This is a genomic window from Erwinia sp. ErVv1, from assembly GCF_900068895.1.
GTDB lineage: Bacteria > Pseudomonadota > Gammaproteobacteria > Enterobacterales > Enterobacteriaceae > Erwinia.
On sequence record NZ_CDPK01000005.1, the window covers coordinates 355,134 to 375,834 of the forward strand.

The 20,701-nt window shown below is 57.3% G+C and carries 24 protein-coding genes; 12 read left to right on the top strand and 12 right to left on the bottom strand.

The features are described 5' to 3' along the window. The first annotated feature begins 279 nt into the window (after positions 1–279). From sctW to sctU, 11 genes are read left to right on the top strand one after another with little or no spacing between them, the layout of a single operon-like run. The gene (gene sctW, locus A1830_RS10405; protein ID WP_067705448.1) at positions 280–1,440 is read left to right on the top strand and encodes a type III secretion system gatekeeper subunit SctW; all 1,161 of its coding nucleotides are present in this window, start codon (positions 280–282) and stop codon (positions 1,438–1,440) included. A gap of 12 nt (positions 1,441–1,452) precedes the next feature. Beyond that, the gene (sctV, locus tag A1830_RS10410) at positions 1,453–3,561 is read left to right on the top strand and encodes a type III secretion system export apparatus subunit SctV (RefSeq protein ID WP_067705450.1); all 2,109 of its coding nucleotides are present in this window, start codon (positions 1,453–1,455) and stop codon (positions 3,559–3,561) included. 10 nt (positions 3,562–3,571) lie between these two features. Beyond that, positions 3,572–4,468, top strand: a complete 897-nt coding sequence (locus tag A1830_RS10415) for an FHA domain-containing protein (RefSeq protein ID WP_067705452.1) — start codon at positions 3,572–3,574, stop codon at positions 4,466–4,468. 20 nt (positions 4,469–4,488) lie between these two features. Beyond that, complete coding sequence (sctN, locus tag A1830_RS10420; protein ID WP_197473322.1) at positions 4,489–5,835, top strand: type III secretion system ATPase SctN; 1,347 nt, start codon at positions 4,489–4,491, stop codon at positions 5,833–5,835. After that, on the top strand, positions 5,819–6,280 hold the full coding sequence (locus A1830_RS10425) for a hypothetical protein (RefSeq protein ID WP_067705456.1): 462 nt from the start codon (positions 5,819–5,821) through the stop codon (positions 6,278–6,280). Before sctN ends, A1830_RS10425 begins: the two co-directional genes overlap by 17 nt. After that, entirely contained in the window at positions 6,277–6,984 is a 708-nt protein-coding gene (locus A1830_RS10430) for a type III secretion system HrpP C-terminal domain-containing protein (protein WP_067705458.1), read from the top strand. Before A1830_RS10425 ends, A1830_RS10430 begins: the two co-directional genes overlap by 4 nt. Further along, the gene (locus tag A1830_RS10435; RefSeq protein ID WP_067705460.1) at positions 6,981–8,027 is read left to right on the top strand and encodes a FliM/FliN family flagellar motor switch protein; all 1,047 of its coding nucleotides are present in this window, start codon (positions 6,981–6,983) and stop codon (positions 8,025–8,027) included. Before A1830_RS10430 ends, A1830_RS10435 begins: the two co-directional genes overlap by 4 nt. Positions 8,028–8,033: 6 nt before the next feature. Further along, complete coding sequence (gene sctR, locus A1830_RS10440) at positions 8,034–8,687, top strand: type III secretion system export apparatus subunit SctR (RefSeq protein ID WP_067705462.1); 654 nt, start codon at positions 8,034–8,036, stop codon at positions 8,685–8,687. A 7-nt stretch (positions 8,688–8,694) separates the two neighbouring features. Beyond that, complete coding sequence (gene sctS, locus A1830_RS10445; protein ID WP_067705464.1) at positions 8,695–8,955, top strand: type III secretion system export apparatus subunit SctS; 261 nt, start codon at positions 8,695–8,697, stop codon at positions 8,953–8,955. 1 nt (position 8,956) lies between these two features. Continuing rightward, positions 8,957–9,760, top strand: coding sequence for a type III secretion system export apparatus subunit SctT (sctT, locus tag A1830_RS10450; RefSeq protein ID WP_067705466.1), 804 nt, complete (start codon positions 8,957–8,959; stop codon positions 9,758–9,760). Further along, complete coding sequence (sctU, locus tag A1830_RS10455; protein WP_067705468.1) at positions 9,760–10,851, top strand: type III secretion system export apparatus subunit SctU; 1,092 nt, start codon at positions 9,760–9,762, stop codon at positions 10,849–10,851. Before sctT ends, sctU begins: the two co-directional genes overlap by 1 nt. Before the next feature lie 12 nt (positions 10,852–10,863). Here sctU and A1830_RS10460 read toward each other — a convergent pair whose 3' ends face one another. The 11 genes from A1830_RS10460 to A1830_RS10510 form a co-directional block, all read right to left on the bottom strand. Beyond that, entirely contained in the window at positions 10,864–11,187 is a 324-nt protein-coding gene (locus tag A1830_RS10460; RefSeq protein WP_067705470.1) for a hypothetical protein, read from the bottom strand. After that, a complete protein-coding gene (hrpT, locus tag A1830_RS10465) occupies positions 11,184–11,369 on the bottom strand; it encodes an HrpT family type III secretion system protein (RefSeq protein WP_067705472.1) in 186 nt (61 codons plus the stop codon). The genes A1830_RS10460 and hrpT overlap by 4 nt, the downstream gene beginning before the upstream one ends. A gap of 19 nt (positions 11,370–11,388) precedes the next feature. Continuing rightward, positions 11,389–13,497 (bottom strand): type III secretion system outer membrane ring subunit SctC, encoded by a 2,109-nt coding sequence (sctC, locus tag A1830_RS10470; RefSeq protein ID WP_231877605.1) that lies wholly within the window; start codon positions 13,495–13,497, stop codon positions 11,389–11,391. Between the two features lie 13 nt (positions 13,498–13,510). Then, positions 13,511–13,906 carry a type III secretion system chaperone family protein gene (locus A1830_RS10475; protein ID WP_067705475.1) on the bottom strand — a complete coding sequence of 132 codons (396 nt, stop codon included), beginning with the start codon at positions 13,904–13,906 and terminating at the stop codon, positions 13,511–13,513. Beyond that, complete coding sequence (locus A1830_RS10480; protein ID WP_067705477.1) at positions 13,893–14,120, bottom strand: HrpF protein; 228 nt, start codon at positions 14,118–14,120, stop codon at positions 13,893–13,895. The genes A1830_RS10475 and A1830_RS10480 overlap by 14 nt, the downstream gene beginning before the upstream one ends. Positions 14,121–14,246: 126 nt before the next feature. After that, positions 14,247–14,864, bottom strand: coding sequence for a type III secretion system stator protein SctL (gene sctL / locus A1830_RS10485; protein ID WP_067705479.1), 618 nt, complete (start codon positions 14,862–14,864; stop codon positions 14,247–14,249). Beyond that, positions 14,830–15,438, bottom strand: coding sequence for a hypothetical protein (locus tag A1830_RS10490; protein ID WP_067705482.1), 609 nt, complete (start codon positions 15,436–15,438; stop codon positions 14,830–14,832). The genes sctL and A1830_RS10490 overlap by 35 nt, the downstream gene beginning before the upstream one ends. A 3-nt stretch (positions 15,439–15,441) precedes the next feature. Then, on the bottom strand, positions 15,442–16,224 hold the full coding sequence (gene sctJ / locus A1830_RS10495; RefSeq protein WP_067705484.1) for a type III secretion system inner membrane ring lipoprotein SctJ: 783 nt from the start codon (positions 16,222–16,224) through the stop codon (positions 15,442–15,444). 7 nt (positions 16,225–16,231) lie between these two features. Beyond that, positions 16,232–16,603, bottom strand: coding sequence for an EscI/YscI/HrpB family type III secretion system inner rod protein (locus A1830_RS10500; protein WP_067705486.1), 372 nt, complete (start codon positions 16,601–16,603; stop codon positions 16,232–16,234). A gap of 82 nt (positions 16,604–16,685) precedes the next feature. Next, a complete protein-coding gene (locus A1830_RS10505; RefSeq protein WP_231877606.1) occupies positions 16,686–16,979 on the bottom strand; it encodes a hypothetical protein in 294 nt (97 codons plus the stop codon). A gap of 145 nt (positions 16,980–17,124) precedes the next feature. Then, positions 17,125–18,126, bottom strand: a complete 1,002-nt coding sequence (locus A1830_RS10510) for a sigma 54-interacting transcriptional regulator (RefSeq protein WP_369815704.1) — start codon at positions 18,124–18,126, stop codon at positions 17,125–17,127. A gap of 455 nt (positions 18,127–18,581) precedes the next feature. On the opposite strand from A1830_RS10510, the gene A1830_RS10515 reads away from it, so the two are divergent. After that, positions 18,582–19,241 (top strand): hypothetical protein, encoded by a 660-nt coding sequence (locus A1830_RS10515; RefSeq protein ID WP_067705488.1) that lies wholly within the window; start codon positions 18,582–18,584, stop codon positions 19,239–19,241. Positions 19,242–19,326: 85 nt separating this feature from the next. Here A1830_RS10515 and A1830_RS10520 read toward each other — a convergent pair whose 3' ends face one another. Continuing rightward, positions 19,327–20,628, bottom strand: coding sequence for a hypothetical protein (locus A1830_RS10520; protein ID WP_067705490.1), 1,302 nt, complete (start codon positions 20,626–20,628; stop codon positions 19,327–19,329). Positions 20,629–20,701 lie beyond the last annotated feature (73 nt).

A 20,701-nucleotide genomic window follows, 5' to 3' on the forward strand; every position in this document is an offset into this window, starting at 1 on the left:
TGAATACGGGTTTCAATAGACACTGCAAGGAGTGTGCCAGACCGGTAGATTTTGCTCAGGCCTTATTATTGCTACACGGGGCTCTTTGCTTAAGAATTATCTGAGACAAAAGTCTTACTTTCGGGGAAAATACCTGTGCCATAATTTTCACTAATAACGCGCGGGTAAAGTTTCCCCCGAAAAGACTTATTTTTTTTGCAGGGAAGGGTTAACGCGGTTGGGAACTTATGGTCATTTTCGACCACGTAATGGCATCGTGTTCACCACATTGAGTTTGCCATGATCAAAATCCAGTCCACTTTTCATTCTCAGCAGGCACTGTCTAAAATGCTGCTGAAACAGGATACCCCGTCCGCGGCTACGAGTGCCGTGGCTGGGGCGAATACGCAGACGCGAGCGGTGAATACCCGGTCGGCAGCGGATTCCCTGTCAGACTCGCTGGAAGAGATTGGTATGTTGTTCAGCGAGAAGATGGAGAAAAGGAGCAAAGGACTGGCGCGCCGTCAGATTAATACGGCGCACCTGCGCAGTAATCGCGGTGCCGTAGAGCGTATTGAGCGGCTGGGTGAGCTTTATCAAATGCTCGATGGCCAGCAGCAGGATCGGCTGGAGACGCGCCTGAGCGCGCTGAGCAGCGTGTTACGCGGCGAAGGGGAGCCGGAAGCGAGTGCGCTGGTCGAGGCAGCGGAAGGGGATCCGGCCCGCTGTGACCTGCTGCTGCGGATGACCCTGCGCGAGGCCGATCGGGCCGGTGACCATCAGACCGCCGCCGCCGCCAGCAGCAGTCTGGATAAGCTGCATGCCCGCTACGGCGATGAGGTCAGAGCCGGTCTGAATACCGCGTCCGCCATCGCCAGCTTTACTACCGACCCCACCGAAAAGCAGTCGATGCGTAACCTCTATTATCGCGGCATTGTGAAACACCAGTCGGCTTCGGTGATCCTCGACAGCCTGCTGGAACGTTTTGGCCACGAGCAGTTTATGCCGGGGCTCCGTACGCTTCAGCGGGCGCTGTCCGAGGATATCGCCTCGCTGACGCCCTCACTTTCCTCCCAGTCGCTGCACAAAATCCACACGGGCCTCAGCGAGGCCGGACAGATAAGCCATGTCCTCGCGGGCAGCGGTAAGCTCCTCGAACGGCTGCGCGCGGGGGGGAAAATCCCTTCCGCGTCGCTGGGCGCCATTGATTTGACCCGCAGCCTGCTCGGGTTTGCTCATAACGGACTGACGGGGCGGGATATCCAAAAAATAGGTAAGGACTATGCAGGCACGCATCCGGCGGCCCAGATGCTGTTCTTCAACGGCCTGCTGCCACTGATGCACGAGATGCCCGTCATGCTGTGGCAGGACCGTAAACAACGCTCGCCCGCGATGAATATGCTGCGCGATACGATCAGGGTTCTGGTGAACAACGAAAATAATGCAGCGGCGAAAGGCTAGCAGGGGAAAGCGATGAACGGCATCTTTTTAATATTAAATCGCATTGCCCTGGCCGCGATGCAGCGTTCTGAAATCATTGGCGCCATGTTTGCGATGGCCATTGTTTTCATGCTGATCATTCCGCTGCCGCTGGGGCTGATTGATACCCTGATTGCCGTCAATATCTGTATTTCTTCTCTGCTGGTGGTGCTAGCGATGTACCTGCCCCGACCGCTGGCCTTTTCAAGTTTTCCGGCTGTGCTGCTGCTGACCACCATGTTCCGCCTGGCGCTGTCGATCTCCACCACCCGTCAGATCCTGGTACAGCAGGATGCGGGTCATATCGTGGCGGCGTTCGGAACCTTTGTGGTCGGCGGTAACCTGGCCGTGGGCATGGTGATGTTTTTAATCCTCACCGTGGTGAACTTTCTGGTTATCACCAAGGGGTCAGAGAGGGTGGCCGAGGTTGCCGCGCGTTTTACCCTGGATGCGATGCCGGGCAAGCAGATGTCGATCGACAGCGATCTGCGTGCCGGTCTGATTGACGTCGGTACCGCTAAACGCCGCAGGGTGGATCTGGCCAAGGAGAGCCAGCTGTTTGGCGCAATGGACGGGGCAATGAAGTTTGTTAAAGGGGATGCGATTGCCGGGCTGGTTATTCTGTTTATCAACCTGATTGGTGGCTTCAGCATTGGCGTAATGCAGCTGGGAATGCCAGCGGGCGATGCCATGCAGACCTACTCCGTACTGACCGTGGGTGACGGCCTGATCGCGCAGATCCCGGCGCTGCTTATCTCGCTGACCGCCGGGATGATTATCACGCGTGTCTCATCGGACAGTGATAACAGCGTCGATAACAATATTGGCCGTGAGATAGCCGAGCAGCTTACCAGCCAGCCGAAAGCCTGGATCCTCTCCTCCATCGGCATGTTCGGTTTTGCGCTGCTGCCGGGTATGCCCACCGGCGTATTCGTGGTGCTGTCGGTATTGACGCTGGCGACCGGCAGCTTTCAGGTGTGGCGGGCGCGGCGCGAGCTGGTTTCAAACCAGCCGCAGATGGAGAACGAGGTGGTGCCGCCCGAACTTAACGGCACCGAGGATCTGCGCCAGTTTAATCCCACCCGGCCCTATCTTCTGCAGTTCCCCAGCGCCGCGCGCGGGACGGCAGAGACGCTGGAGCTGGTCCAGGCCATTCGCCGGATGCGCAACAGCATTGTTTATAACTACGGCTTTACGCTGCCTGCGTTTGATATTGAATTTCAGGATCAGCTGCCTGCCGATGAATTCCGCTATTCCGTGTATGAAATTCCCCGGGTGATCGGCACGTTTCGGGTGCCCCTGCTGGCGGTGAGCCGTAAAGAGCATGAGAGGCTGGCAGAGGAGGAGGGGGTAGTCCCCGGCAGCGATGCCCGGCGGGAGGGCGACCTGCTGTGGCTGCCGCCCGACCATCCCCTGTTGCAGAGCGACGAACCGGCCCGTTGGGGCTTTCACGATCTGCTGATGAAGCGGATGGAGAATGCCATCCACGCCAGCGCACCGCATTTTATTGGACTACAGGAGACGCGGGCGCTGATGGGCTGGCTGGAGACGGAGCAGCCAGAGCTGGCACAGGAGCTACAGCGTGTTATGCCCATCGCCCGTTTCTCTAACGTGCTGCAAAACCTGGTTTCTGAACGTATTCCGCTGCGCTCGGTGCGGGCGATTGCGGAGGCGCTGATCGAACATGGTCAGCATGAGCGTGATATCAGCCTGCTTACCGATCTGGTCCGCATCTCATTAAAAGAGCACATCTGCTACCAGTATAGCCAGGAGGATGGCCTGCACGTCTGGCTGCTTACGCCGGAAATGGAGGAGCAGCTGCGTGACGCGCTGCGCCAGACCCAGAGCGAAGTCTTTTTCGCCCTGACGCAGGAGCAGAATATGGCCATTCTCGCCCAGATGCATAACGCTTTTGCGCCGGGAAATGCCGCCTCCGCCGTGCTGCTGGTCGCACAGGATTTGCGCAGTCCGCTACGCGGTCTGATTCAGGATGAATTTCATCAGGTGCCGGTGCTGTCTTTCGCCGAGCTGCAATCAAACCTGTCGATTAATGTGGTGGGTCGCCTGGACTTGGACGATTCAGCCGAGTCCTTTGATGCTTAGGAGCTGAAAAATGTTTGAGCTACGCGTGTTAACAGGCCGTCACCAGGGGGCGGCACTTCCCGTCACCGGGGGAGAATGGACCCTGGGACAGAGTGAGGACGCCGGTCTGCAACTGACGGATGCGGGGGTGGCCGCACGACATGCGACGCTGATTTTTGCGGAGGATCGCTGGCTGCTGCAGGCAGTGGAAGGCAAGGTGCGTACCGCAGCCGGAGAGAATATCGACCTGCTGGATCCTCTTCCTGTTGACCAGCCGTTCGCACTGGGGGAGGTCTGGCTCAGCCTCTCACCCGCGAACAGCCCGTGGGAAGCCATGACCGCGGCGCCTCAGCCGGTAGCACAATCGGTAGCACAACCTGCCCCCCCAGAGGCGCCACCCGTACCGTCACCGACCTTCTCGCGCGGGGTTCAGGTGCTCTCCATCAGCCTGATCCTGCTGCTGAGCTTTACCATTATTAGCTGGATCCTACAGCCCACCGTGGCGCAAACCTCTACCGGCGGCTCAAACCGTAAGGTGCTGGAGACATTGCAGGAAGTTCGCCCGCCGCTGGTGGCGATGCTGCGCGATCGTGGACTGACGCCCGGCGTTAAAATCGATATGGGCAAAGGCACGATGATTCTGAAGGGAGAGTTAAACAAAGAGCAGCTGCAGATCCTGGAAAGAATGCTGGTGCGCTTTGAGGCGCAGTACAACGTGGTGCCAAAACTGGTCAATACCACCCGCCTGCGCAGCGCCAAACTGCCATTCCGCATTGTGCAGATAACCACCGGCAAACGGGCGAACGTGGTGACCGACGCCGGACAGCGCCTGTTTATTGGCGATCAGGTCAAGGATCTGCGACTGGTGGCCATTACCTCCAGTGAAGTTGAATTCGCCGGCAGTGAGCATATCAAGGTGAACTGGTGAGGCTGGACGTCAATGGGCTCATCCGCGACTGGACGCAGCGACATCAGCAGCGGCTGGCAAACTTTGCGCCAGTTAGCGTCTTTGGTCGCATTACGGGCATCAGCGGCATTCTGCTTGAAAGCAGCCTGCCCGGCGCACGGATTGGCGACCTGTGCCGCATTGAGGGCAAAAATAACCGTCGCGTACTGGCCGAGGTGGTCGGCTTTAACCCGCAGCACACCCTGCTTTCCGCGCTGGGTCAGCTGGATGGCATCGCCCAGGGCGCGAGAGTGACGCCGCTCTATCAGCCCCACAGTATTCGCGTCTCAACGCAGCTGTTAGGCAGCGTGCTGGATGGTTTCGGTCGTGCCGTCGAGCAGGGCGGCATCAGCGCCTTTGCCGAGCCGGAAGAGGGCTACCGTGACGGGATCAAACCCGTACTGGGGGATGCGCCTCCGCCCACCGAACGCCCCCGCATTGATACGCCGCTGCCGACCGGTATGCGGGCCATTGATGGCCTGCTGACGCTGGGGGTCGGGCAGCGCGTGGGGATTTTCGCCGGCGCAGGCTGTGGTAAAACCACATTGCTGGCGGAGCTGGCGCGTAATACGCCCTGTGATGTGATTGTTTTTGGCCTGATTGGTGAACGCGGTCGTGAACTGCGCGAGTTTCTTGACCACGAGCTGGACAGCGAACTGCGCAGCCGCACCGTGCTGCTGTGCGCCACCTCAGACCGCAGCAGCATGGAGCGCGCACGGGCGGCCTTTACCGCCACCGCCATTGCGGAAGCCTTTCGTGACGAGGGGAAAAGTGTGTTGCTGATCCTCGATTCCCTGACGCGTTTTGCCCGCGCCCAGCGAGAAATCGGTCTGGCGCTGGGCGAACCGCCCGGTCGCGGTGGCCTGCCGCCTTCGGTCTATACCCTGCTGCCAACGCTGCTTGAGCGCGCCGGGCAGACCGCCACCGGTGCAATTACGGCCCTTTATTCGGTGCTGATCGAACAGGACTCAATGAACGATCCGGTGGCCGACGAGGTGCGATCGCTGATTGACGGGCATATCGTGCTCACCCGTAAGCTGGCGGAGCGCGGCCACTATCCTGCGATTGACGTGCTGGCCAGCCTGAGTCGAACCATGAGCAGCGTGGTGGCGCGGCAGCAGGTGAGCGAGGCGACCGACGTGCGTCGTCTGATGGCCGCCTGGCAGCAGGTAGAAATGCTGATCCGCCTCGGCGAATACCAGCCGGGTAACGACAGCCTGACCGATGCGGCAGTGCAGGCTCAGGATGCGATAAACGGTTATCTCCAGCAGCCGATGCGCGATCCCTCCAGCTTCGATCTCACCTGTTCTCAACTTGCCGAGGTAAGCCGTCATGCGCCGCCACGCTAATCCCGAACCCGAACTGACCACCGACCCCTCGGCGGTCGAGCTACAGCATACCCTTAATCTGCTGCTGCCCATCCGGCGGCAGCGCCTGAGCCGCAGCGAGCGTCAGCAGCGTGAGCAGGAGAGGGCGCTTCGTACCCTGATCGATAAAAAGGCCGAGGCCGACGAGCGGTTGGCCGGGCGGCAGCAGGATTACCAGCAGGTGCGTCGGGCATTTGACGGGCAGAACTGCGGTGTACGCCAGGAAAAATTTCGGCTGGAACGTGCGCTACAGCAGGAGCAGCAGGCGGCAGAGCGGGTGGGTAGGGAGCGGATGAATATTGACCAGCTGGCGCAGCAGCACGGCGAGCAGCAGGTAAAGGTGGAGCAGGCCCAGCAGGAGACGCGGCGTCGCCTGCGGGAAGCAGAAAAGCTGGAATATTTGCTACAGCAGGAGAGGTTTGCATGATCCGTACTCTTTCACAATCGGCCATTGCGCATCAGCTTCGTCAGGCCTCTGAGCGCCAGGCGCAACAGCAGCGTGAAAATCAGCGGCGGGCACAGGTGCATCCGGCCCCGGCGGGAAGAACCGCGCGGCCGGATGCGCGAGCCGCGCGACTGCCGGAGCCTGCCGCTGGGCAGAAGCGCGGCGCCCCGTCGCCTGCCAGCCGTAGTCAGGAGCGTGCCGCATCCGGTCGGCCTGCCTCGCGTAGCGAGTTCAGGCGGCCTTCAGAGGAGGAAGACGATCTGTTTAGCGCCCTGCTGGAAAAGGGTGACGATGTGATGATGCCTTTACTGACGCTCAACGGGGGCGGTTCGGATCCGCAGCAGAATTTTACCCCGATGGCGGAGACGGCAACGCCGTCTGCTCCGCCTGCGATGGCCCTGTGGCAGGAGATTGAACCGGCGCTGGCTTCGTCGCTAACCGGGATCCCGCCGGGTGAGATGATGCTGACCCTGATGCTGCCGAAGCTTGGCAACGTTGACGCGCAGATGGTCGCGCTGCCCGGTGGCGGCTGGGATATCGCGCTGCGCCTCGAGTCCGGGGCCTGGCAGGCGCTGCTGCCTCATCAGGAACGGTGTCGCCTCTCGCTTCGCCAGCGCATGGCCTGCCGGGTGCGACTGCGCGTTGAGCGTCGTCAGCCCGATGACTATCAGGCGATTGAAGCATGACGGCCCTGACATTACGGCAGGTCTCTGCGCAACATGCCCGTCTGCGGCAGCGCATCGGTGCGGGCTGTTCATGGCCTTTTACGCTGGCAGGCCAGCCCGGCGTAATGCGGCTGACGCTGGCGAATATGCCTTGTCCCGAAGGGATGAGCCACTGGGTCTGTGACGCGGGTTCGCTACAGTTTTCCGACGCGGAGGCGGTCTGTTCGCTGATGTCCACCTGTCCGCTATTTGCCCTTGAGCCGGAAGCGCCCGAGCAGGCCTGGTACTGGCCGTGGTGGCAACAGCAACTTTCTGCCGAACTTCTTGCGCTGTTCGGCCACTTATCTCTTACGCAGTCTGTTGCCGAACCCGCTGACATGCTGCTGACGTTAACGCTGGTGCGGGGGGAACAGCAGGCTGAAAGCCTGCTGGCGCTCAGCACCGCGAGCCTGGAACACCTTATTAATAAAACCGGATGGCAGCAGGACGCGCAACCTTTACCGGATAGCATGATGCTTAGCCTGCCGATTACCGTCGGCGAATTAGTGCTGTCGCCTGCCGGGCTACAGTCCCTGCGCTGCGGGGATGTATTGCTGCCTGAGACGCTCCACTTCACCCCAGAGGGGCGGGGAACGATTCGCAGCGCTGGCTGGCAGCTGCAGGGCGAATTGCAGCTGCAGCCCGGCACGATGGCCCATTTTTATCTTACCGAGATGGAGAGAAGTAACGTGACCCTTACCCATGACGAGTATGAGCAAGAGAATCTTAACCCAGCGGATCCCAGCCGGGACGCCGAACCGACCGGCGGGGCAACAGACTTTGCCCCTCTGCCACTCGCTCTGTCGGTTCGCTGCGGCCAGCTGAAACTGACGCTGGGTGAACTGACTCGTCTCAGCCCCGGCGCGATGGTGATGATTGATAACGTAAAGCCCGGCGAGGCGCTGCTCTGCCACGGTGACTATCCGCTGGCCAGGGGGGAGCTGGTCGACGTAGAGGGCAGGCTGGGCCTGCAAATCACCCATCTGCTGCCCGCCAGCAAAGACCCTCTGTGCGGGAGCGTTTGATAATCAATGGATTCACTTTCGCTCAACCCGATGACGCTTGCCCTGTTTCTTGGGGCACTGTCGCTGATACCGATTCTGATGATTGTCTGCACCTGTTTTTTAAAAATATCCATGGTGCTGATGCTCACCCGCAACGCGATGGGGGTCCAGCAGGTACCGCCAAATATGGCTATCTATGGCATTGCGCTGGCGGCCTCGCTCTTTGTCATGGCACCGGTATTTAATGAGATGAGTCAGCGGGTTAAGTCACTGCCGATTGATACGCAGTCGACCGAACGGCTGGATTATACGGTGAGCAACGGCGTGGAGCCGTTGAAGCGATTTATGGTGAAGAACACCGATGCCGATATTCTGACGCATCTGCAGGAAAATGCGCAGCGCATGTGGCCAAAAGAGATGGCACAAAGCGTGCAGCACGACAGCCCGCTATTGTTAATTCCCTCCTTTGTGCTTTCGGAGCTACAGAACGGCTTCAAGATTGGCTTTCTGATCTATATCCCCTTTATCGTCGTCGATCTGATTGTCTCCAACGTCCTGCTGGCACTGGGGATGCAGATGGTGTCACCCATGACCATCTCCCTGCCGCTAAAAATCCTGTTGTTCGTGCTGGTCAGTGGCTGGACACGGCTGCTTGACGGCCTGTTCTACAGCTATATGTGAGGAACAGATGGATATTCTAACGCTGTTTCGCCAGGCGATGCTGCTGGTGGTGGTGCTCTCCGCGCCGCCGCTGATTGTGGCAGTCATTGTTGGCGTGATCGTCTCGCTGCTCCAGGCCGTGATGCAGCTTCAGGATCAGACCCTGCCCTTCGCCATCAAACTGGTGGCGGTGGGGCTGGCGCTGGCGCTGAGCGGGCGATGGATTGGTATTCAGCTGATTGAGCTGACGCAGAACGCGTTCGCCATGATGCCCTACGTGAAGTACTGATATGTGGAACAGTGTCCTCTACGATGGCTACCACTTTATTCTTGCGATCACGCTCGCCATGGCCCGCATATTCCCCTGCCTGCTGCTGTCGCCGGTTTTCTCGTTTAATGTCATAAAGGGCGGCCTGCGATCGGCCATCGTGCTGGCACTGGCGCTGTTCCCTTCGCCGATGATTCAACAGCAGCTGGCGCTGGAGGATCCTTCCCTGTTCCTGCTGGCCGCGCTGGCGCTGAAAGAGATAGCGATCGGCGTGGTGATCGGCCTGCTGATGGCAATGCCGTTCTGGCTGTTTGAATCGGTCGGCGCGCTGTTTGATAACCAGCGCGGCGCGTTAATGGGCGGACAGCTTAATCCGCAGCTTGGCCCGGATGCCACCCCGCTGGGGGTACTGATGCAGCAGTCGGTTATCCTGCTGCTGGTGCTGGGTTTAGGGCTGTCAACGCTGACGCAAATTATCTGGGACAGCTACCGCCTGTGGCCGGCGATGCAGTGGCTCCCCTTTCCCGGTGAAGCGGGTTTCAAGGTGTATCAGACGCTGCTGGCAGGCGTGTTTACGCACATCGTTCTCTACGCGGGTCCGCTGGTGGCCCTGCTGCTGCTGGTTGATTTTAGCATTGGCATCCTCAGTATCTACAGCCCTCAGCTCCAGGCGACGGTGCTGGCCATGCCGGCAAAATGCCTGCTGGGGATGCTGTTTTTCGTGCTTTATCTGCCGATCCTGAACTACGTTGCAGGCGAACGCCTGTTTGAACTCAAAGATCTCATTCCACAGATGAGCCAGATTTTGCGCGGGGTGACGCGGTAATGGCCGAAAAAACCGAAAATGCAACGCCGCAAAAGCTAAAGGAGTCGCGTAAAAAGGGCCAGGTCGGTCAGACGCCGGATATCCCTAAGCTGCTGATCTGCATCGGCGTTATGGAGACGATTTTTGCGCTGGTACAGGGCGGCATGGCGCGGCTGGAGTCGATGATTATGCTGCCTCTTGCCCGGCTAAACGATCCTTTTGGTCATGCAATGGAGGAGGTGGCCACCGACGGGTTAATGGTGCTGCTCTATTTCTGCGGCATTGTCTGCGCGCTGATTTTCCTGCTGCGTATTATTGGCGGCTGGATCCAGTTTGGCCCGCTGTTCGCGACCGAGGCCATTAAGCCTAAGTTTGACGCCATCAATCCGGTGGGCCAGCTGAAGAACATGTTTTCTGCCAAAAAATTCACCTCGCTGCTCACCAGCGTGCTGAAGTCAGTGGCTATCGGCGTGGTGTTCTATCTGGCGATCGAACCCGATCTCGGCCCGCTGGCGCAGCTTGCCTACAGTGACGACCTCAACGGTTTCTGGCAGTCCATTCTGGCGCTGTTTATGAAAATTGTCCGGGAAACGCTGGCCCTGCTGCTGGTGATGAGCTCGCTGGATTTCGGCCTGCAAAAGTACTTCTTTCTTAAGCAGCAGCGCATGAGTCATGAGGATATCCGCAACGAGTTTAAGCAGAGCGAAGGCGACCCGCATATGAAGGGGCACCGAAAATCCATGTCGCAGCAGATCCTTAATGAAGCGCCGAAACCGGCACGGCGAGAAGTGGCGGTCGAGGAGGCGGATATGGTGTTAATTAATCCGACGCATTTCGCGGTAGGACTCTATTATCGCCCCGGTGAAACCCCCTTGCCGAGACTGCTCTATAAGGCAGAGGGCTACGAAGCGCAGGATATTATCGCTTACGCGCAGCAGCGAAATATGCCGGTTATCCGCTTTGTCTGGCTGACCCGTACGCTGTTCCGCACGGTTAAAGAGGGCGAATACATTCCTCGCGAAACGCTGAAGGCCGTGGCGCAGGTTTACCGGCTGCTCAGGGAGCTGGAGGATCAGGAGCTTGATGAGGTGCTGGAGATGGATGACGTTTAATTTTCTTACTGCCTAGCGTAAATCCCCCAGCGAACAGAGTGTGGTAATGAGATCGTGCGGGTCATCATCGTCAGTGGGGAAACAGATCAGGCTAAGGGCACCCCCGGCATCCATACTGATATAGCACCCTTCGTAGCGGTCGGAATGCTGGAAGCGCCAGGTTAACACCTGACGCACGAGGTCGTCACGGCGTGAACCCGGCAGGATGCGTAGCGTCAGCACGGGGGCGGGCAGGGGGGCAAAAATTAACGCGTTCCCGGGCTGTAAGGCCCAGCAGCAGGCCTCACCCTGCTGCCAGGCATGCATAAAGGCCGCTATGCTATCAACCTGCGTCATTCATTCACCGATGCCCGGGAGTAATCGAATGGCCCGTTGCGCATATCCGGCTGCCACCAGATGGTCATGGCATGATCGTCAGAGACCGGCCTGCAGGAGACATCGTTACAGCCAGCAAATTTCGGGTGGGCGCAGGCCGATAATAAGGTGACCAGCGCCAGAATCCCCAGCGGCTTTTTCATACTTTTCTCTCCCTCTCTTTTACCGCGACAGTAAGCGATCCGATGAACGGACAGGCGCGGAGACGGCAGGCATATAGCCGTCGCTGGATTTGAGCAGTGATACCCGGGCCGGACGGGCGGGTATCTGTGTATCGTAGGCGACATACACCTCGGTCGACTCACCAGGTTTCAGCTTACTGTGTGGCCATGCCGACACGGCAAGCGTGCGATCGCTGCGGCAGGACGACTCGTCGAAACGCGCTTCCGCGCTGCTGGTATTGGTTAATACGCCGACGGCAATCTGCATTGAGCTATTGCCGTACCACTGATGACGCGCGCTGCTGCGAAAGGTCAGCGGAATATTACACAGCGAACTCAGCGTCAGGCCGGTTTGATTAGCCTGTAAGCCGCCGGGCAGCCGGTCTTCAGCCAGATCCTGCATCGCGCTCTCAATGGTGTGTTTCATATCGCCAAACTGATGACGGCGATTGATATCCCGTAGCGTATCGTTCACCTGATCGCGGTTTTCCGCGTCCACATAGCGTGAAGGATCCACCTGGTCACCAATCAGATGCGGCGTAATAATAAACAGTCGCTCACGCTGGGAGGTGGTGTGATTATTTGAGGTAAACAGTTTGCCGATAAAGGGGATCCGGCCCAAAATCGGTATCCGCTGCTCATCATCCCCGCTCTGCCGGGTATGAAAGCCGCCCATCACCAGCGAACGCTTTTCCTGTACCAGCGCCTGCGTGCTGATGACGCCATTTTCCGTCCCCTGGGCGCTGCCGTCCTGATTTTTGTCCAGCCGGCCATCCTCAACGTCCACCACCAGCTGTACCGCCGCTTTACCGGGATTATTGCCAATTGAACGAGGCGTAACGCGCAGGCTGGTCCCGGCGGTCACTTCGCGGATATCCGCTACCCGCTCACCAATCGCGGTGATAAATGCGGTGTTGCTAAAATCAATGACCGCAGGCTGATTTTCCAGCGTCAGAACCGAGGGGTTAGCAATAATCGATGCGGTGCCTTCTCCTTCCAGTGCCTGAATATCCGCGTAGAAGCGGTTAAAATCGGTGACGAACAGGGTGCTCGAACCATTAAGCATGTTTGACCCACCGGCCACGTTGCCAGCCTGTCCTCCCCAGCTTGAGGAGAGACGCGCCAGCTCGTTACGATCGATATCGACAATGACCGCGTCAATCTCAACCAGCTTTTGTGGCACATCAATCATCTTCACCAGGGCGGCATACTCGCTGTGCAGCTTTTTATTGTCGCGCACCAGCAGGGTATTATTCCGCACGTCGGCGGAGACTTTGCCCTGTAGATCTTTACCCTGGCTTTGGTCCTGCGCGTTGCTGCGGCCCAGGCGGGTATTGCGGCCAATCATCTGCTCCATAATCCCACGGCTTTGCTCCTGCATGGCCTGATAAGGATCGCTCCCGCCGCGTCCATCCTGCGAGGTGGTGGTGCCGCTGGCCGTACCGCCGCGGTTTTGCCCAAGGAGTTCATTCAGCATGGTGGCCACGCCGGGCACCACCAGCGTCTGATCGCGAAATTTAATGGTGCGGTCAGCCACGTCGGCATACTTCAGCGGGAATGCCATCATCTGTTTATCTTCGCTGGTTTCCGGCTCGGATTTTTTACTGAACTCGGCAATCATATCGACATATTTCGGCGGACCGGTGACCAGCACCACGCCCTCGTCGGGCAGCTCGCCCCAGCCAAAGCGGGATTCAAGCAGGCCTACGCCCTCCAGCGCCTGTTTCAGGTCTGGCGCGGCATCGGGGCTGATTTTAAGACGGCGTGAGGTTTGCTCAGACTGCGGGCTGACGTAAAGTGTGTTGTTATAAACAAACCACTGGAAGCGATACTCCAGCGCCAGCCGGTTCAGAAAGGCCTCGGCGTTATCGGAACGCAGGCGTGCGGTAACAAAGGTATCCGGCAGGCCGGTCACGTTGGCATCCACGCCATGACTGCTGGCGAAATCCTGGAGTATCACGCTGAGCGGCGTATTGTCGGCAGAGTAGGCGTAGGCCCCCTCTTTCCATTCGTCGGGCGTACTGGCATAGCTGTGTGTTACGGATAAGCCGAGCGCCAGCGTTAACAGTAACGGGCGAAACGGCAAAAAAGTCGTCAGCGGTCGGGGCACGCTTCTCTCCTTATTATACGGGCATTGCAGTGCGCTGCCGCGTTAACAGACTCAGCAGGGTTTCCTGCCAGACTTCACACTGGTTACAAAGGCTTTCCAGCAGGATGACGGCATCTTCGGTCCGATCGTTTTTAAGACGGACAAGTAAATTCAGTGACGCATTCTGTGGGTTAAGGCACAAGGCTGCCGTGCGTTCGCCAAAATGCTCGAGCGCGGGGCGGGTAAGCCGAAGTGCCACGTCAAGGACCTGCTGATTAACCTCAAGAGCCAGGGGGATCTCTGCAAGATAAAACCAGCCACCGGGACGGCGCTGTAGCCTGACCGACATATCATCAATCCACAGCGCCAGTTCACCGTTCGTCTGTTCAAAACGGTGTTCAATCAGTGCCGCAACATCAGTTGATGGCATCAATAATTGCCTTACGGATGCCGTGCTTGTACTGGGTATACTGTGAACTGGCCCAGTTAGCATTAGAAACATCCTGCATTTCATTCTGGAAGGCATACATATCGGCGGCATTATAGGGCTGGTCCTGACTCTCCTTTGCAGACTGGTACATATCCTTTTGCGCGTGAACCACCTGACTGGTTAAGCGGCGCTGGATTGGGTCATTACTGCTCATGATAGGGATCTCCTGTAAGGGTGCCTGGATTATGTGGCGCGCAACGGCTTAGGGTTCCGCTGAGGCGAAAAAATAGTGGCAGGATACCAGGGTCAGGAGAGGTTGCCCGGGTATTGGTATCAGGAATCAGATATCAGGTATCAGGGCCGGGCAGATCTGCGCCCAGCTGAGGTGGAGTTCGCCCTGCGGCGTGGTAAGGATCATGCTGTCCGCTGCCAGCGAGCCGTCGCTGCTAACCTGCCATTCAAGCTGGGGACGGGTCGCCAGCCAGCGTTCAACCGCCGGGTGTTGTTCACTGGCGCACAGCAGGGTGGCGGGAGCGGGGCGCCCCTGCGCTTTCAGTAGCTGCTGCAACAGGGCCTGGACGCGCTCTGATGGGGGAAGTTCGGCGATCAGCTGCGCCAGCGCCTGACTCAGCAGGGCTTCCGCATTGGGCAACAGGTTTGCCTGCCACTGCGCCTGCTGCTGCTGCCATTCAGCGAAAAATTGTTCAGCCTGATGCAGAAAATCCTGCTGATGCTGAGCGAGTTGTTCAGCCAGCACTTGTTCGTGCTGCTCACGCATCTGTCTCTTGAGCCGATCCGCCTGATGACTGGCGCCGTTAAGCCGCTGCTGCGCCTGTTGCTCAGCGGCCTCAAGGATCGACAGCGCCTGCTGATGTTCAGCAATAGCCTCCCGGGTGATGATGCCACCCGATAACAGCCGTGGGTCACTCAGTAAGGGGATTTTCTTGCGGATCCACATGTATCATCTTCTCCGGTTGCTGGCTTTGCCAGATTACGGCATCCCACAGGGCGGCCAGCCGGGACTCAGGCAGGTCAGGCACAGGATACTCGCTGACCTGTTTGACCCATTCCCGCGGAAACCGCAGTCGCAGCCGGGGCCAGCAGGCGGGCGACAGCGTATGCAGTAACAGCAGGCTACCGGTGGTATAAGGGTAAAAACAGTCATCACCCAGCCAGCTTTCACAGCGCAGGGCCTTAGTCAGGCGTCTGCACCAGATACGGTTGGCGGGGCTCAGTTCATCAGGGGCCAGGTGCGGTGCGCAAACGCCCGCCAGCAGCGTCAGGAGACGCGCCCAGCAGGCATCGGGCAGACTTACCAGCGCGAGTAACCGCTCCTGAGGGGCCGGGGGCAGGGCAGGGCGAATATCAAATCCGGCGGCGACCGCCAGGGGATGCTGCCATGCCAGTGCCTGCTGCTGCGCGGCAGGCAGCGCAAAGAAGCCGTTAATATGCCAGCTTTCATCCGCCTGCTGCCAGTATCCCTGATGCCACCACTGCAGCCAGCGCTCAGCCTGCTGTTCGCTCACCTCCATCGGCTATTTCCCCGCTGCGGCAGCAGCATTTTTCGCTTTACCGAGCCTGAGCTTTTTGCCAGGTCTGAACAGCGTCAGGCCAACGGCTGCCAGCACCACAATGGCCAACAGTGAAAAAATCCACTTGACGGTCGAATAGCTTCCCGGTGAGAGCTGGAAAGGCCCCATCTGCACCACCTCAACGCGATCTTCATAGGTTTGTGCCGGAACAAAGACAATCGCGAGGTCTTTATCGCTTTTTCCGGCCAGCCCCGGAATACTGGTGGCGACCATCTGACGAATTCGTGGCTCAATGCTGTCGGGATCGAGATTGTTGTGATACTTGATAAATACCGAGGCGGAAGCCGGCTGGACAGGCTCGCCGGGTGCCAGGCGCTCAGGCAGAACGACGTGTACGCGGGCAACAACAACGCCATCAATCTGCGCCAGGGTGGATTCCACTTCCTGAGAAAGCGCATAAATATAACGGGCGCGTTCTTCCATCGGGCTGGAAATCACCCCGCTTTTCTGAAATACCTCACCCAGGTTGGTTCGCGCCTTACGCGGCAGCCCGGCAGAGTCGAGGATCTTCACGCTGCGTTCAATATTCTCTGCATCCACCGCGACGGAGATGCCCGATTTCTCAATCAGCTTTTGCGCGGCAATCTGGTGCTGATTCAGCTCGGCAATAATGTCATTTGCGTCATTTTCTGCCAGCCCGCTAAACAGCACGGTTTTATCACCGCAGCCCGCAAGCAGCAGCACCAGCGCCAGGCACGCCAGCCATTTCAGCAAAAGTGTTTTCATTACGTCGCTACTGTAGGTTGGTCAGTTTATCGATGCTTTGTACGCCTTTGGCGACAATTTTCGCGTTCATTAAATTTTCAATATAATAGTTCGATAAAGTCGAATTAGCCTGGCTAAATTCCAGTAAATTGGATGAGCGTGATGCTTTCTGTAAATCCTGAAAGGTCTCTTTTCTTTGCCGCTCGCTATTACTAAAGGAGCTGGCAAGGCCATTCATAAAGTGACTCACGCCATTAGGTGCGGAAACTTTTTCAACCTGTGGGTCTTCTTTTAGCTGGGCAGAAAAAAAATCAACGTCATTTTGTTCAGGCTGAGGCAGCAGGGACTTGTCATTAAGCTCGGTATGGCCTGGCCCTGATGGCAATTGTGATATTTTCATGGCTGTTGGCTCATCGTTGAAGGGTAAAATAGTGCGGTGAAGGTGGCACAGGCATCAAAGATGCCCATGCCATAGCGTATCACTAATACTGGATTTTAACCTGGGAAGCCGCAGAGCCGGCCTGGGCTGCACTGTCCGCAATACCTTTGATCTTACTATTCTGTGCATCAAGTTTAGCTTTATCAACGGAGTCCTGCTGCATCTGTCCCTGGATCGCCTGCATCTGGGACATAAAATCGTTGCCATCAGCTGAGCTTTGGAGTTTGGTTGCTGACGAACCCAGTTCAGTATTTAACTGGCTGCCATCACTTGAAACTTTGCCTAATAAGTCTGAGATCAGGCTAGTAGCGCCACCACCAACTTTGAGACCTGCCATAATTTAACTCCTGATTTAAATGGATAGGGATAATTAACATCAGCGTCTTCATTTGTTAAGTGGGAGCGCGAGGTAAAGGGTTCCAAATTAATTTTAATTTTTTCTGCAGAGAGTTAATCCCAAAATAACTGAATGAAAAATGTTCTCAGGCAACGATATTCAGGGACTTGATGCGATGATAAAGCGTACGACGGGGGATACCCAGTTCATGCACCACATCATCAATTTTATGGCCGTGTCGGTTCAGACAGTCTTTAATCAGGCTGCGTTCGATGCGGCGCAGACGATCTTTTAACAGGGTCGCCTCGCCATCGCCCGCTGAAATATTGCACAGCGGCGGCAGGCGTAATACGTGACGCTCGGCGGCCGCTTTCAGTTCACGGATATTTCCCGGCCAGCTATGCAGAAGCAGCGCTTCGTCCAGCGTTAACGATGAGGGAGGCACGGACTGCTTCAACCGCATGGCCGCCTCCAGCGTAAAGCGGCGAAACAGCGGAATAATCAGCTCGGCGTGAGAACGCACCGTTGGCGTCTCAATTTTGATGGTCGAAAGGCGAAAGTAAAGATCCCGTCGAAAACGCCCCTGCTCAACCAGCTCCGCCAGCGGCGTCTGCGAAGCGGCGATCACCCGCAGGTCGAGGGGCACGGGCTGAGTCGACCCCAGCCGCTGAATTGAACGGGTTTCGAGTACCCTCAGCAGCTTCGCCTGCAGAGTCAGCGGCATGCTGTCTATTTCATCCAGAAACAGGATGCCCTTATCCGACACCTCAATATAACCTGCACGCGAATGACTGGCCCCGGTATAGGCACCGGCCATCACGCCAAACAGTTCGCTTTCTGCCAGATTTTCAGGAATAGCCGCGCAGTTTACCGGCACCAGCGGCCCCGTCACGCCAGAGAGCTGATAGATGCGGCGGGTTAACGTGTCTTTACCTGTCCCGGTCTCGCCTTCCAGCAGCAGATCGACCTTCAGCGGAGCGAGCGTATTAACCATGGGATACAGATTGGCATGAATATCCGCCATCGCGGGTCCAATAACGCTGGTTGACGCTGTGTTATCCCCCGTTAAGGGAAATATCTCCTTACACCGCCCGGCAACATCGTGACAGATAATCCTTTTAATTGGCTGCTTATCACTATCTGTAATCATAATTTCTCCTGGATTCCCTCAGACGAATTTGAAAAATTCTGTTAGCACCCTGATACGAAATAAGAGATGGAACGGCATCTGCTGCGAGGCACGCTTTCAGCATCAGATTGTTCCGTAATGATCCTTAACTTTCGTTCACTATTTACCAGCCCGATGCAGGCGGCTATCAGTTTCCTCTGAACTTGTTGTGGGGATCTCCGTGCCATAAAGTAAGGAAATCCTTACCTGACGGGCCGTGTCTGATGATAAGTTCATGTAAGTAATTGCATTATTATTGTTATTAATCGTTAGGATTTCGTAATTATAATTGCGAGATTTGTGTCTTAAATTTCTTTTGCTGGAACCTTTCTGGTTAGTTCCCCACCAAAAAAACGCGAAGAAGCCGGAAAATTTCCGGGCTATTAGGGTGCGCTGTTTCACAGTGGCACTTATCTCATTCACTGGAGGTACTCATGAATCCCATGAATAGCGTAAATATTGGTAGTCAGTTAGGCGGTAGCAGCACAGCAAATAACAGCCCTTTTTTAAGTCAGATGGAGGCGATTAATCAGGCTAAATCTGAGCGCGCAGGGCAGGGCGTTAACTTTGGCACGCAGGGGGGCAACGGTACGGCGAACAGTGCGCTGGCCATACCGCTAAAAAATAGCCAGAGCGGTCAGGAAGTGAGTGAGGATCAGGATAGCACTAACGCGATTACTCAACTGCTAAACGCGATCATTCAACTGCTACAGGGGCAGGGAAAAACGGGTGATAGCGGTAAAAGCCCCAGTGAGGCCAGCGACGGCAGTAACGCCAGCGCTAACGGACCAACGGCTACCCAGAATGAGCAGGGCAGTAGCGATATGCTGACTCAGCTAATGGACATGATTAAGAAGATGCTGGGCCAGTCCTCTGAAGGCAGCGATAGCGCAGGCCAGTCAGCGAATGGCGACAGCGCTGCCGCACCCGCCTCGGCACAGAGCAGCAATGGCACTCAGGATAGCGGCTCGGAGAGTAACGGTATTGCCGGTAAACTGGGCGCCGCCCTGCAGATGTTGGGTCTGGGGGCTATCCTTTCGGCTCTTCAGGGCAGCGGAGCCAGCGAGCAGGGCAGTGGTGATGTCAGCAAGTGAATGTGTGCTTTAACTGAGAAAAGGGGGGCCGCTCCCTTATTTCAAATGGGGGAATATGGCCCGTAACGCTTATTCCCCGGCTTATTCAGCTACCTGATGTATCGGACAGGCGCGAAGTCAACCGCGCTTCAATTTGTCTGGCGCCCCAGTCAACGGCTTTTGGCAGTGCTTTCTGCAGCGCTTTACTGGCGCGTTCTGCCGCCAGGGGGGCAAGAATTTCAGCGGCCGGCACGGAGGCAAAAACGGGCATCGAGAGAGCCAGGTTGGTCAGGTGATTCATCGCTGCCGTAGAAGCCGCATTGAATCCTTTGCTCGACATTGCCTGACTGACGGCCGTACGCGCCGAAAGCGTAGCCGCAAATCCGCCTGCCAGCAGGGCATTCTTGGTCATCCCGCTGGCCGTTAATACTTCACGACCCGCACTAAGCGATTCCGTTGCCACATCAACGGGGAATTTAGCCAGGCGTTTACCCGCGCCCTGTAATGGCGCAGTCAGGCCGTGGCTATTTTTCAGTGCGCTGTAGCGTTGCTTCCAGTCCATCCGGCCAAAAAGGTATTCAGCGCCCTCGCGGCTATATTTGCTGTTTACCGCATGGGTCACGGCGGACATCGCTCCACCGGCCGCCAGGCCGCCTCCCGCAGTAAGCCAGCTGTCTACCGCTGCTGCCGTCTTAGCCCCTGCGGTTGCCGTTACGGCGGCAGCGGTTCCCAGACGCACCACATTTCGCACGCTGTAGGCCTGGATAGCGGCGGCATATTCCGCTGCCAGTCGCCCGGTTGTCGGTTGTTTGGCCTCAGCCGCCTGCTGCATTACCGGTTCAAGCTCGTTGTGTTCAGCGGCCAGCCACTGCGTATCCGCCGTGGCTTTATCAAGTAACGCGCAGCCGAAGGTGTCGGCAATCCCCGACTGTAATCCTGCATGCATACCAAGCTGAGCAGCGCCATGGGCAAAGGCGCTGAGCTGAGGGATGCGGTCAAAGGCAACCGATGCCACAGCAAACGGGATGGCGCGAACAGCGCCTCGGCTAACCTGTGCCACGCGGTCAAGCCGGCTACCTTTTGTGAGTACCGCTTCAATTGATTCGGGTGTTTCATTCATTGCATGAAGCTGGCGGGTGCGATCTTCGATCAGCTGGTGAAAATCAGCCTGATTATCGCCGTCAGTGTGATTCTCAAACAGCGCAGCCAGCTTGTAATGAATGGCCGCTTCGTTAGCAGAGTGATACTCAGTGCCCTGAATATGATAGACGCCGCGCTGGGTTGCGGCGTGGGTCTGGCTGGCATCGCTGTGTGTTGATGATGGGGATGCGTGGGGATGTTCCGGAAGGGCATCATGAATGTCAGGTGTTATGCTGTTGCCGGATGAAGGGAGAGCAGGTGTGACCATGGGTTTACCTTATCGATACAGACGAATAAGGCTAGGTGGTAAAGAGCAGGCCAGGGTTCCCTCAGGCAATAAA

What these genes read in the sequence shown, in the direction of transcription:
- sctW (WP_067705448.1), top strand. Translation starts at nt 280, where the DNA reads ATGATCAAAATCCAGTCCACTTTTCATTCTCAGCAGGCACTGTCTAAA.
- sctV (WP_067705450.1), top strand. Translation starts at nt 1,453, where the DNA reads ATGAACGGCATCTTTTTAATATTAAATCGCATTGCCCTGGCCGCGATG.
- A1830_RS10415 (WP_067705452.1), top strand. Translation starts at nt 3,572, where the DNA reads ATGTTTGAGCTACGCGTGTTAACAGGCCGTCACCAGGGGGCGGCACTT.
- A1830_RS10425 (WP_067705456.1), top strand. Translation starts at nt 5,819, where the DNA reads ATGCGCCGCCACGCTAATCCCGAACCCGAACTGACCACCGACCCCTCG.
- A1830_RS10430 (WP_067705458.1), top strand. Translation starts at nt 6,277, where the DNA reads ATGATCCGTACTCTTTCACAATCGGCCATTGCGCATCAGCTTCGTCAG.
- A1830_RS10435 (WP_067705460.1), top strand. Translation starts at nt 6,981, where the DNA reads ATGACGGCCCTGACATTACGGCAGGTCTCTGCGCAACATGCCCGTCTG.
- sctR (WP_067705462.1), top strand. Translation starts at nt 8,034, where the DNA reads ATGGATTCACTTTCGCTCAACCCGATGACGCTTGCCCTGTTTCTTGGG.
- sctS (WP_067705464.1), top strand. Translation starts at nt 8,695, where the DNA reads ATGGATATTCTAACGCTGTTTCGCCAGGCGATGCTGCTGGTGGTGGTG.
- sctT (WP_067705466.1), top strand. Translation starts at nt 8,957, where the DNA reads ATGTGGAACAGTGTCCTCTACGATGGCTACCACTTTATTCTTGCGATC.
- sctU (WP_067705468.1), top strand. Translation starts at nt 9,760, where the DNA reads ATGGCCGAAAAAACCGAAAATGCAACGCCGCAAAAGCTAAAGGAGTCG.
- A1830_RS10460 (WP_067705470.1), bottom strand. Translation starts at nt 11,187, where the DNA reads ATGACGCAGGTTGATAGCATAGCGGCCTTTATGCATGCCTGGCAGCAG.
- hrpT (WP_067705472.1), bottom strand. Translation starts at nt 11,369, where the DNA reads ATGAAAAAGCCGCTGGGGATTCTGGCGCTGGTCACCTTATTATCGGCC.
- A1830_RS10475 (WP_067705475.1), bottom strand. Translation starts at nt 13,906, where the DNA reads ATGCCATCAACTGATGTTGCGGCACTGATTGAACACCGTTTTGAACAG.
- A1830_RS10480 (WP_067705477.1), bottom strand. Translation starts at nt 14,120, where the DNA reads ATGAGCAGTAATGACCCAATCCAGCGCCGCTTAACCAGTCAGGTGGTT.
- sctL (WP_067705479.1), bottom strand. Translation starts at nt 14,864, where the DNA reads ATGTGGATCCGCAAGAAAATCCCCTTACTGAGTGACCCACGGCTGTTA.
- A1830_RS10490 (WP_067705482.1), bottom strand. Translation starts at nt 15,438, where the DNA reads ATGGAGGTGAGCGAACAGCAGGCTGAGCGCTGGCTGCAGTGGTGGCAT.
- sctJ (WP_067705484.1), bottom strand. Translation starts at nt 16,224, where the DNA reads ATGAAAACACTTTTGCTGAAATGGCTGGCGTGCCTGGCGCTGGTGCTG.
- A1830_RS10500 (WP_067705486.1), bottom strand. Translation starts at nt 16,603, where the DNA reads ATGAAAATATCACAATTGCCATCAGGGCCAGGCCATACCGAGCTTAAT.
- A1830_RS10505 (WP_231877606.1), bottom strand. Translation starts at nt 16,979, where the DNA reads ATGGCAGGTCTCAAAGTTGGTGGTGGCGCTACTAGCCTGATCTCAGAC.
- A1830_RS10515 (WP_067705488.1), top strand. Translation starts at nt 18,582, where the DNA reads ATGAATCCCATGAATAGCGTAAATATTGGTAGTCAGTTAGGCGGTAGC.
- A1830_RS10520 (WP_067705490.1), bottom strand. Translation starts at nt 20,628, where the DNA reads ATGGTCACACCTGCTCTCCCTTCATCCGGCAACAGCATAACACCTGAC.